This is a genomic window from Virgibacillus ainsalahensis, from assembly GCF_055380755.1.
The window spans coordinates 3,043,750-3,056,024 of record NZ_AP043943.1 but is presented as its reverse complement, the minus strand read 5'-3'; the positions used below and the strand labels follow the sequence as shown (position 1 = coordinate 3,056,024).

The window sequence follows — 12,275 nt, the reverse complement described above, 5'->3', positions numbered from 1 at the left end:
TATTGAAGCAAACTAACTCATTTCCATTCTGGCAGTGAGTTAGTTTTTAAGGAGACTCAAATGAATGTTAAACGTAGCAGTGATTGGACTTGGTGATATTTCGAAAATTCATCTGCCTGTAATCCAGGAGAATCCAAATACAAAGTTAGTAGCGGTATGTGATATTGACGAAACCTTTAAAAATACGGTAGCTAATGCCACTTTTTATACAGATTATCAAGAAATGCTGGAAAAGGAAGCATTAGACTGTGTTCATGTATGCCTGCCGCACCACCTTCATTACGCGGCTACAAAAGCCTGTGTTGAAAAGGGCGTCCATGTATTTCAAGAAAAACCGCTGGCTAGAAGTGCAGAAGAGGGTATGTCTTTAGTTGATTTGGAAGAGCAATACAAAGATATTAAAATATGTATTAGCTTTCAGAACCGACTTAATGAAACGTTTGAAAAACTTCTCGAAATTATTGAAAGCGGACAGTACGGCAAAGTAACAGGCTTAAAAGGATTGGTGACCTGGTTCAGACCAAAGGCTTATTATGATGTGAAGCCATGGCGGGGAATCATGAGACAGGCCGGTGGCGGTGTTATGATCAATCAGGCAATTCATGTCCTGGATCAAATGCAGTTGATTGGTGGAGAAATTGCGACAATTAGAGGGTCAATTGACAATCTATTTGACTACGGCCATGAAGTAGAAGATACTGCGACAGCTAATATTCAATTTGCCAATGGTGCTACGGGACTATTTTTCTCAACTGTCACAAATGCCACCAATTCTTCGGTAGAGCTCCAGGTTTTGTTGGAAAAAGGAAAACTAACCATTAAAGATAGTATTTTGACGAAAACAAATGATGAAGGTAAGAAGGAAAGAGTTATTGAAGATGAGAAGCTCCCAGGTGCGAAATTTTATTATGGGGCAAGCCATTCAAAACTGATTAATCACTTCTATTCATGTATTGAAAATGACAGTCAGGATTATATTCATGTGAAGGACGCACAGAAATCAATGGAAATTATCAGCGCAATCCGCAGATCATCCGAACTAAAACAAGAAATAAAAATGGAGGTATATCAATGACAAAAGGTAAAATCGGTGTGCAAATGATGATGCTTAAAAATAAAGTGGAAGAACTTGGTGCATATGAAACAATGAAAAAACTGCATGAACTTGGTTTCGGTGCTGTAGAAGTATCCCAGATTCCGATGACAGAAGCAAATGTAGCTGAGTTAAAACGTGCAAGCGAGGAATTTGATATTAAGATTGCAGCAATGTCTGCACCCCTGGAACCAATGATGCCTGGTGCCCCTGGTGAAACACTGACCGATGATTTTGATAAAATTGTTAATGATTGTAAAACTTTGGATTGTAACTTCCTGCGTATTGGTATGCTGCCATTAAATATCATGGGCGATAAAGATCAAATTATGGAGTTCATTAAACGGGCAGAAACAATGGCAAAGCGTCTGGCAGAACATGGAATTGAATTGTATTATCACACACATCACATTGAATTCCAGAAATATGATGGGGAATATTTATTGGATCTGATGAAAAACAATACGTCCAAACTAGGCTTTGAATTGGATGTACACTGGATTCAACGAGCTGGAGAAGACCCTGTACAAATCATTAAAAATTATAAAGACCGTATCTCCTTATTGCATTTGAAAGATTACCGTATCGGTGAATTGGATATCCAGGAAAGTGATCTTGAAGATATGGGTACATTCTTTAGTAAATTTACGAATCTTATTGAGTTTGCAGAAGTAGGCGAAGGAAACCTTGATATGAATGCTGTCATTGAGGCTGGTCTGGAAAGCGGAGCACAGTATTTCCTGATCGAGCAGGATGACACGTACGGACGTGACCCGTTTGATTGTCTGGAAACATCCGCACAGAACTTAAGAAAACTGGGGTATTCAGACTGGTTCTAATATCGAGCGTGTCAAACGCTAAATCACGCGAAACAGCGTCTGAAACGAGCGGGAATGTTGTGGAATCGAGCGGTATCGCAGTCGAAATGAGCGAAGTGCAGTAAATCGAGCGAGACCACATCCAAAACGAGTGATAACAAATATTTTGTACAGATATGATAGTTGGAAACAAAGGAGTGGATGATGCATGAGTAAAGACGGTATGAATTATGCGCCAAAAGGAAAACCAAATCCGGTTGTAAAAGAAGGAGAATTTCCAATTGCAGCAGTTGCACTTGACCATGGTCACATTAATGGGATGTGTAATGGACTGGTAGAAGCAGGTGCTACATTGAAATGGGTTTATGATCCAGATCCAGAAAAGGTAAAGGATTTTGTTGAGCAATTTCCAGACGTAGAGGTTGCTGATTCACTGGAACAAGTTTTGACAGATGACTCCATTAAACTGGTAGCAGCTGCGGCAATTCCATCAGAAAGAAGTGCATTAGGAAATAAAGTGATGGAATCTGGAAAAGATTATTTTACAGATAAAACTCCATTTACTACCATGGCACAATTGGAAGAAACAAAGCGTGTCGTTGAAAAAACTGGACAAAAATATATGGTGTACTTCAGTGAAAGGCTTCACGTTGAAGGTGCTGTATTTGCCGGAGACCTTATTAAGGACGGAGCAATTGGTAAAGTTATTCAAGTCACTGGATTCGGCCCCCATCGCTTGAATGCCCCAAGTCGTCCAGACTGGTTCTTCAATAAAGAACAGTATGGTGGCATTTTATGCGACATCGGCAGTCATCAGATTGAACAATTCCTATATTATGCAGGATGTGCAGATGCAGAAATCCTTCATAGTAAAGTTGGAAACTACAATAATCCAGATCACCCGGAATTAGAAGATTATGGTGATGCTACCTTAGTTGGTGATAATGGTGCAACTCAAATCTTCAAGGTAGACTGGTTCACACCAGAAGGATTAAGTACATGGGGCGATGGCCGAACTTTCATTACTGGAACAGAAGGTACCATTGAAATTCGTAAATATGTGGATGTAGCCCGTGAAGAAACAGGAGATCATCTCTATTTGGTTAATAAAGATGGCGAAAAGCATTATTCCCTATCAGGTGAAGTAGGCTTCCCGTTTTTTGGTGAACTAATCAAAGATTGTATGAGCCGTACAGAGAATGCAATGACACAAGAGCATGCATTTAAAGCTGCAGAACTTTGCTTAATAGCTCAGGAACAGGCAGTAGTAGTAACAAAATAAATGATTGGCTGTCTGATAATCGACTATGGTTATTCGGGCAGCTTTTCTTTCTGTATCATCTTTAATCTTTAATCGTAAAGGAGAATGAAAATGGCGTACGTATTACAAGTGGACTTTCCAATGCAGGGACCATTTGGTGATGAAATGGCAGAGGCATTTTCTGATTTAGCAGATAGTATCAACGAAGAAGAAGGATTCATGTGGAAAATTTGGACCGAAAACCCTGAAACAAATGAAGCTGGAGGAATCTATATCTTTGAAACAAAAGAAACTGCTGAAAAATATATAGATATGCACACAAAAAGGCTAGATGGATTTGGGATTACAGATGTGAATGCGAAAATTTTTGCTATCAATTCTAAACTCACAAAGATCACGAATGGTCCAATAGAATAATTTTTTCCATGAGGCTGATTTCGTATCGTTTGCTGTTATTTTTATAAACTATATCAACTACTAGTTAAGATTCATTGTTTGGACAAAGGTAATCTTTTAGAAATCAGTCTTTCGTGAGGATTGAGGTATAAGGAGCGAAAACTGCATACACTTGATGGGGGGCTAGGTAGATCTCGGAGTACGATTACACTACTTTTTGCCCCCTTAAAAACCCGTGATTTTATTTGACGAACCAGGGAGGAAATGGTATTCTTTAATTAATAATTTGTTTACTAAACAAATTAAATAAAAACGACCATTCCCTTAATGTCAGTAGACTCACGCTCGTTTTTTATTCCGATTTGAAAGGGATTACATGACTTGCTTCATTTTTACCATTATTATAGTGTTAAGAAGGATTTGTGAGGGAAGTATATTTAAAGAAGTATCTTGTTAATTACAGAAAATAAACATAGAGTTTTAAAAAAGGAGTGTGTTGGTTTATGGGTATTCTTCAAGAATTATTGCAGGATATTCCTCTCCCTAAAATGGCGAAAGTGAAGCAGGAATTTGATCGATCTCAAGTGGATGATCTCAGTGCTGCACTAGGTGCTGAATTGGATAAGGAATATATAAAGGAAACCGTTAAGCCGGGCATGGAGATTGCTATAGCAGTCGGAAGCAGAGGGATGGACCGTCTTGTGGAAATGACCGCCGTTACTGTCAAATATCTGCAGGATTTAGGTGCAAAGCCTTTTCTTGTACCATGTATGGGAAGTCATGGAGGTGCAACAGGGCCAGGACAGAAAGCTGTGCTTGAGCATTTAGGTGTAACGGAAGAAAGTGTCAATGCCGAAATCCGTTCCTCCATGGAGGTCATTAAGGTTGGCGAATTGCCGAACGGCTTACCTGTATATGTTGACAAAATAGCTTCTGAAGCAGACGGTATTGTCATTATTAATAGGGTGAAACCACATACTGCTTTTCGTGGACCTGTAGAAAGCGGAATTATGAAAATGATTAGTATTGGCCTTGGAAAACAAAAAGGTGCAGAAGCATGTCATCAGCTTGGGTTCAAACATATGGCTGAGCATGTTCCGGAAATGGCCAAAATGACTATGTCGAAGATGCCGATTCTTTTTGCAGTAGCTACAGTCGAAAATGCTTTTGATAAAGTGGCGGAAATTGAAGTTTTGGCTCCGGATGAAGTAGAAGAAAGAGAAACCGAGCTGCAGAAGCTTGCTAAACAGTTGTTGCCGAAGATCCATTTTGACAAAATTGATGTGCTTGTCATTGATGAAATTGGGAAAAATATCAGTGGTGATGGCATGGACCCTAATATTACCGGACGTTATCCGACTCCTTATGCCTATGGGGGACCGGATGTCACGAAAATGGTTGTACTTGACTTAACAGAAGAAACGGAAGGGAATGCCAATGGAGTCGGGACTGCAGATTTCACCACACAGCGGCTTGTTGATAAGATGGACAGGGAGGCAACCTATGCCAATGGTTTAACATCAACCGTTGTAGGGCCAACCCATATATCAACAGCTTTGCCGAATGATGAGCAGGCAATCAAAGCGGCAATTAAAACTTGCAATATACTCGATTTTAACACAGTGAAAATGGTTCGGATTAAAAACACTCTCCATGTCAGTGAGATTGAAGTATCTGAGGCATTATTAGATCATGTGAAAGGGCATGACAGTATCGAACAGACTTCAGAACTATATGAAATCAATTTTAATAATGAAGGTAATTTGGCTTAATATAAAATACGTACCAGGGGGATTTATGAAATGACAAATTTATTTGATTTAACAGGAAAAACAGTTGTTGCAATTGGAGGAAATAGTACACTGGGTGGTTCCATCGCACAAGGATTAGCAGATCATGGTGCCAAAGTTGCCATTGTCGGCCGTAATATGGAAAAAGCGGAAGAAGTGACAAAGCAGATCGAAGCTGCAGGCGGAGAAGCTAAATCATTTGTGGGGGATGTCAGCGATCTTGAATCTATCGAGCAGGCAGCAAAAGATATCGAAGCCTGGTCAGGCGGCTGGGATGTTGTTCTGAATGCACCTGGTAAAAACAGCTCTACACCATTCATGGAATTGGGCACAGATGAATGGGATGACATTATGGATGTAAACTTAAGAGGTGTAGTATTCGCAACACAAATTCTCGCAAAACGAATGATTGAACAGGAAAGAAAAGGAAGCATTATCAACATTTCATCTGTTTCCTCAACAACACCATTATCCAGAGTCTTTACGTATTCTGCATCAAAAGCAGGAATCAACAGTGTAACACAATATCTTGCGAAAGAATTCGCTCCACATGGTATCCGTGTGAACGCAATTATTCCAGGATTCTTCCCTGCCGAGCAAAATCGTAAAATATTAGATGAGGACCGTATTAATTCAATTATGGGCCATACACCAATGGAACGTTTTGGTGAGCCGGAAGAGCTTCAAGGTGCAGCTGTCTATCTGGCATCTGAAAAAGCTTCCGGATTCGTTACAGGAACGCTTCTCCGTGTAGATGGCGGATTTGGTGGTATGACAATATAAACCTTTAATGGTCAGGCAAAAGGCTTTGGTTCTATTCGTTCCAAAGCCTTTTCTGCAGAACCTTAATTAATTTGGATGTAAAGGAAGAGATAATTATGGTAAGAGAATTAGTTATGGGGCTTGATTTGGGAACAACAAGTGTAAAAGCAGTTCTCTTTGATCTGAGAGGGAAATTAATCGCTGAAGCGGAACAAATGATAACAACCAATTATCCGCACCCTGGCTGGGTTGAACAGGATCCTAAAAAGATAGAGTGCTCCTCTGTATTGGCGATGAAAGAAGTTATTGAAACGGCAGACGTAAATCATGAGGAACTGTTAACGATTGGTATCTCCAGCGCGATGCATTCCCTTATTTGTACAGACGATAGTGGTAATCCAATATCCGGGATGCTGATTTGGTCTGATGGCAGAAGCAGTGAATTGGCGGAAAAACTGTTGCATACCAAAGGAATGGACATCTATTCCAGAACGGGTACACCGATTCACCCAATGTCCCCACTTAATAAATTATTATGGATGAAAGAAACAGATTTTGAAGCGTATCGCAATGCAGCCTACTTCATATCCATGAAAGAGTTTTTGCTGCAAAAATGGTTTGGGAAACGTGTCGTTGATTATTCAATGGCATCAGCCACAGGAATGTTTAATTTAAAAACACAGGATTGGGACGAGGAAGCACTGGAAATCACAGGAGTCAAAAAAGAGCAGTTGTCTAAAATCGTGCCTCCAACGGAAGTGCTGACTGGTTTAGACAATCACATTGCCGAAGAAATTGGAATCTCTCAAAAAGTCCCTCTTGTTATTGGCGCGGCTGACGGGCAATTGGCAAATCTCGGGAATGGTTCAATTTCTCCAGGAGAAGTAAATGTTTCTGTAGGTACGAGTGGCGCAATCCGGCAATTCATTGAAGGTGCGAGCGTTAATGAAAAACATGAAACGTTTACGTATGCATTTTCAAAAGATACATCCATTATTGGAGGACCTACTAATAATGGGGGAATTGCGTTACAATGGTTAAAAGATCTTCTGGATTTTCAGGGCAGTCATGATGAACTGACTGCAATGGCAGAAAAGGTAGAGTTAGGCGCAGATGGCATTATCTTTCTACCTTACGTCAACGGCGAAAGAGCGCCATTATGGAACCAGAAAGCGAAAGGAAATTTCTATGGCCTAAGTATCGGACATAAAAAGGAACATCTCGTACGTGCAGTTCTTGAAGGCATCACATTTAATATCTATCAAATTGGAAAGTCATTGGAAGAAATAGCCGGCGAGCCGAAAAAGATCAGTGTCAATGGCGGTTTGACTAAATCCAAACTATGGGTGCAGATCATGGCAGATGTATTTGGAAAAGAAGTACACCTTTCAGATACCCATCATAATGCGGCATGGGGAGCAGCATGGACAGCTTTGGTAGGGATTGGGAAGGTGAATTCTTTTGATGAGATTAAGAGAAACATGCCTCCGGAAAAAGTTGTAAAGCCGAATATGGAAAACCATGAAGTTTATACCGGAATATATACAAAGTATGAAAAAATTGCTAAGGATATAGCAGTGAATTTTACGTGATAATTAATTCATTAGCAGCGCATGTTCCTGCTGATGGATCTTAAAGTGAGGGAGAACGTTGGAAGATATTTTAAAACAAGTCCAGGAAGGCAAATTAAGTGTGGCAGAGGCCAAGGAAATGTTGGCTGCATATGAGGATTTAGGGTTTGCCAAAGTGGACCATCATCGAAAAAAACGTCAAGGTTTTCCGGAAGTTATTTATGGAGAAGGAAAATCCGCTGAACAAATTACCTCCATCATTGAAGCCATTCAAGCAAAAGAGAATAATGTACTGGCAACACGAATTTCCAAGGAAAAGGCCGAAGTTATTTTAGAACGGCATCCAGAACTTACCTATTATGATGTAGCAGAAGTTCTTTTTTGGAAGCAGAAAACGGTGTCCACAAATAAAGCGAAAGGCTATATTGCAGTTGTATGTGCAGGAACCTCTGATTTGAAAGTAGCAGAAGAAGCAGCTGTGACAGCAGAAGTACTGGGCAGTGAAGTACGTCGGATTTATGATGTAGGTGTCGCTGGAATCCATCGTTTGCTGGATAATGCAGAGGAAATCCAGAATGCTAACGTGTCTGTTGTGGTGGCAGGCATGGAAGGAGCCCTGCCAAGTGTTGTCGGTGGGCTTGTATCACACCCGGTGGTTGCTGTTCCGACCAGTATTGGGTATGGCGCGAACTTCCAAGGTTTGTCTGCACTCTTGGCGATGTTAAACTCTTGCGCATCGGGAGTAAGTGTGGTTAATATCGATAATGGCTTTGGCGGTGCCTACAATGCTGTATTGATGGATCGAATGTCGCAAAAAGATGGAGAGGGGTTTTAAACGTGGTCTCCAAACAACCTCCAAACCATGAGCATATCGATGATCAAATGGTGAAAATGGAAGTGAATCTTGATGATATTTCCGGTGAATGGCTAGGCTATGTCATGGATGTCTTGATTGAAGCGGGAGCAAATGATGTATTTTATACGCCGATTTATATGAAGAAGAACAGGCCGGGAATTTTGCTGCAATTACTTTGCTCCCAAAAAAATATCAATCACATGAAAGAAATTCTGTTGAAAGAAACAACGACGCTGGGAATTCGGTATTATCCATTGACAGTTCACCGGATGGAGAGGTCTTTTATAAAAGTAGAGACGGAGTGGGGGACGGTGACAGTGAAGCAGGGCCTGAAAGATGGGGGAGTCTTTCAAAGTTCTCCAGAGTTTGAGGATTGCAGGGCAATTGCGGAGAAATTTGACATTCCTTTGAAGAAGGTTTATGAGCGGGTTTGGCAGGAAATGAAATGATTATGGAATTCAAATAGGAAATTGGTTGTCTCATTAATATTGTGGGATAACCTTATTTTTTTCAGCAGTTAAGAAACCAGCATGCATGGCGAATAGGAGCATACAGCCACCTCTATAATGAAAACAGCTAATTTAACCAGAAAGCTGTTTTCTAAAATCCATAAATAATTCCCATTATGCTACGGGAGGAGAAAATGAGACAACATCCAATCTTTCGTTATTTGTATATCTTTTATTCAGTCGTATTTTTACTACATATAATCAATGTTTTCATAGAAAACGAAACATTAAATTACATCATTGGAATTTTTTCTATCTTTATGTTCGCCATTTCTATTCCCTGGGCTTCCAGATTGTTCAAAATTCTGGCCGTTACTTTTACTGTGGTTGGTGCTGCTGCTTTTATTTCGTCAGGACAATCTATCGCTGCCATTCCAGCAATGCTAACATCTAACCTCTCCCTGTTGACACTATTAGCTATGCTTCCATGGATGAACAGTGTCGTAAAGAGTGGACGGTTCGATCGTAGTCTTAATAGTTTGCTGAAAGTGAATGTTGCTGATTTGGGTAAGCTCTATCCGCGCAGTTCTGTAACAACGCTGACATTCGCATCGTTTTTAAATTTATCAGCTGCTACCATATCACAGGATGTACTAAAGAAGAATTTAAGCTCGCTCAATAAAAAATTGCGGGATTCATTTACCAGTACAGCGACACTCCGGGGTTATTCCTTAGCCCTCTTATGGAGTCCATTGGAAATATTGTTGGCGGTTTCCATATTTACAACTGGAGTTGATTATGTTTCCTTGTTGCCTTGGCTTCTCTTGATTGCAGTGTTGACATTTTCACTAGATTCCATTTGGGGAAGGTTTCATTACAAGAAATATTCCTATGAAAATACGAATAGCGGGTCAGATATGGATGTAGGGGCATTGACTAAAAAAATAGCCCATTTGTTAGCCGCACTAATTATGTTCTTAACACTTGTAATAATGATAGGCAATTTGTTTAACCTGGATTTTATTTTTACGGTAACATTGCTTATATTCCCGTTTGCCTTCATTTGGTCCATTATTATGAAGAGGTTACGCAGTTTTTGGAAAATTGGCTGGCCAACATGGAAACAGAAGACGAATACGATGCAAAATTTCATTATTCTCTTCTTCTCCTTGGCCTTTTTTGAAAATAGTATAAACGATACATCCTATCTGGATTTTATTCAACAGCCGATTTTGGCGTTGTCTGATCACCCATTACTTGTTTTTATTCTTATACAGGTTATTTTTATTTTCTTAAGTATGTTTGGCGTTCATCCGATTGCAACAATGGGTATTTTAGGCAGTGTTATAGCGGTGTTATTGGAGTTTATGAATCCGGTCAGTCTAGCAATTGTTCTTGTGACGAGTGCGGTTGCTACTACTTCTGTAAGTACGTATGGACTGGTTGTTCAAATTACTGCAATGAATCTGGGGGAGAGTCCATACCGGATTACCTTAATTAATATGCCATACGCTCTTATTTTTGGTGGCATTGGATCAATCATCGCATATTTGCTTTTATAATTTCAGGGAAACTTAGAGACTGCTTTAATCAAATCAAGCAGTCTCTATTTTTTTCAAAAAAACCCTTGCCTTTTTAACCGCTTACATTTATACTATAAATAACTTAGTTAGTTTGTTTACCTAACAAATTAACTAGCTATAGAAATAATAGATTAATTGAAATAATAAGGAGTCGTGAGCCCTAAAAATTTTCACGAAATGAAAGCGGTTTACCAATCTAGGGGGGATATTCATGTCAACAACAGCAGTGGGCAACGAAAACAACTATCATTCAGCGAAGATCTGGCAAATTGCATTTTTTGCACTTAATAATACTGCAACGAACTTATATATGTTTGCGTTAACATTTGTGTCTTATTATGCAACAGGTATTGCAGGACTGACAGTTGTAGTAGTTAGTACAATTTTAACATTTATGCGTGTATTTGATGGTATTACCGATCCGATTATTGGATTTGTGATTGATAAAACCGAGTCGAAATTTGGTAAATTCAGGCCAATTATGATTATCGGAAATATCATTTTAGCTGGTTCGATTTTAATTATGTATAATGTAACCCATCAGTTACCGGAGTCATTTCAGTTGATTTTCTTTATCGGTATTTATGCGATTTATATTATTGGCTATACCATGCAGACCGCTGTAACGAAAGCGGCACAGACGGTTTTGACAAATGATCCAAAACAACGTCCACTTTTTTCTATTTTTGATTCCGTTTACAATATCGGAGTATTTACAGGTGGTCAAATTTTTGTAGCTTCTTATCTTATGGCGAAGCATGGTGACTTTACGGCTAGTCTTTTCACAGAATTGAATACAATTGTAATGATTACTGCTGGTGTCTTTACAATCATGGCGGTTATTGCAATTTGGACGAAGGATAGGAAAGAATTCTTCGGTCTGGCGAATTTGACCGCACATACGAGATTTCGTGATTACTGGCCGATTTTGAAAGAAAATCGCCCGTTGCAAATGCTGGTGATTGCCGCATCTACAGATAAACTCGCTTCTCAGGTTTTGAGACAAGCACCTGTAATCGTTATGTTTTTCGGAATTCTGCTTGGAGACTATGCGCTTAGTGGTACAATATCAGCAATTACTATTATACCGGGAGTTATTATTACATTCTTAGGAGTTATGTATGCGAGAAAGAAAGGAATGAAAAATACTCTGGTAAATGCTTCATGGTTAGGCATTATTTCTTTTGGGGTTCTGATTCCCTTCTTCTTAATAATTGATACAACCGTCATCTCTCTGCAGAATATAGGTATGGCAACGATTGTCTTTTTAGTACTGTATAGTATAGGTAATGGTATTACAACACTGACACCATCTATTGTTATTCCAATGATTGCCGATGTTTCCGATTATGAAACATATAGAACAGGGCGTTATGTACCTGGGATGATGGGCACGATCTTCTCTTTCATTGATAAAATGGTATCTTCTTTGGCACCAGCGCTTGTTGGTTTTCTTGTAGCATTAATAGGCTATCAAAATGAATTTCCACAGTTAGGAGAGACATTAACTACACCTTTACTGATTATGACATTGATTATCTTTTTCGGTGTTCCAATAGTATGCTGGCTTATTTCTATTATTGCAATGAAGTTCTATAAATTGGATGGTAAAAAAATGGAAGAAATTCAAGCATCGATTGCTGAAGTGAAAGATGAAGGAAAAAAAGAAGAAAATGACTCAGCAGTTTTGTAAGAT

At 39.4% G+C, this 12,275-nt stretch carries 11 protein-coding genes; all 11 read left to right on the top strand.

All coding sequences use genetic code 11. The annotated features are described in order from the left end of the window. The first annotated feature begins 64 nt into the window (after window positions 1–64). Window positions 65–1,075 carry a Gfo/Idh/MocA family protein gene (locus tag ACZ427_RS15050; RefSeq protein WP_461176901.1) on the top strand — a complete coding sequence of 337 codons (1,011 nt, stop codon included), beginning with the start codon at window positions 65–67 and terminating at the stop codon, window positions 1,073–1,075. Continuing rightward, a complete protein-coding gene (locus ACZ427_RS15045; RefSeq protein WP_461176900.1) occupies window positions 1,072–1,932 on the top strand; it encodes a sugar phosphate isomerase/epimerase family protein in 861 nt (286 codons plus the stop codon). Before ACZ427_RS15050 ends, ACZ427_RS15045 begins: the two co-directional genes overlap by 4 nt. Window positions 1,933–2,119: 187 nt before the next feature. Beyond that, window positions 2,120–3,193: a Gfo/Idh/MocA family protein gene (locus ACZ427_RS15040; protein WP_461176899.1), complete on the top strand. Its 1,074-nt coding sequence runs from the start codon at window positions 2,120–2,122 to the stop codon at window positions 3,191–3,193. Between the two features lie 90 nt (window positions 3,194–3,283). Next, entirely contained in the window at window positions 3,284–3,589 is a 306-nt protein-coding gene (locus ACZ427_RS15035) for a monooxygenase (protein ID WP_461176898.1), read from the top strand. 482 nt (window positions 3,590–4,071) lie between these two features. After that, window positions 4,072–5,340, top strand: a complete 1,269-nt coding sequence (locus ACZ427_RS15030; protein ID WP_461176897.1) for a nickel pincer cofactor-dependent isomerase, group 22 — start codon at window positions 4,072–4,074, stop codon at window positions 5,338–5,340. Window positions 5,341–5,370: 30 nt separating this feature from the next. Then, window positions 5,371–6,141, top strand: a complete 771-nt coding sequence (locus ACZ427_RS15025; protein ID WP_461176896.1) for an SDR family oxidoreductase — start codon at window positions 5,371–5,373, stop codon at window positions 6,139–6,141. Window positions 6,142–6,236: 95 nt separating this feature from the next. Then, window positions 6,237–7,712: a gluconokinase gene (locus ACZ427_RS15020; RefSeq protein WP_461176895.1), complete on the top strand. Its 1,476-nt coding sequence runs from the start codon at window positions 6,237–6,239 to the stop codon at window positions 7,710–7,712. 58 nt (window positions 7,713–7,770) lie between these two features. Further along, on the top strand, window positions 7,771–8,526 hold the full coding sequence (gene larB / locus ACZ427_RS15015; protein WP_461176894.1) for a nickel pincer cofactor biosynthesis protein LarB: 756 nt from the start codon (window positions 7,771–7,773) through the stop codon (window positions 8,524–8,526). A gap of 2 nt (window positions 8,527–8,528) precedes the next feature. Beyond that, window positions 8,529–8,996, top strand: coding sequence for a nickel pincer cofactor biosynthesis protein LarC2 (larC2, locus tag ACZ427_RS15010; RefSeq protein WP_461176893.1), 468 nt, complete (start codon window positions 8,529–8,531; stop codon window positions 8,994–8,996). A gap of 194 nt (window positions 8,997–9,190) precedes the next feature. Then, window positions 9,191–10,558 (top strand): hypothetical protein, encoded by a 1,368-nt coding sequence (locus ACZ427_RS15005; RefSeq protein ID WP_461176892.1) that lies wholly within the window; start codon window positions 9,191–9,193, stop codon window positions 10,556–10,558. Window positions 10,559–10,790: 232 nt separating this feature from the next. After that, window positions 10,791–12,272: an MFS transporter gene (locus ACZ427_RS15000; RefSeq protein ID WP_461176891.1), complete on the top strand. Its 1,482-nt coding sequence runs from the start codon at window positions 10,791–10,793 to the stop codon at window positions 12,270–12,272. Window positions 12,273–12,275 lie beyond the last annotated feature (3 nt).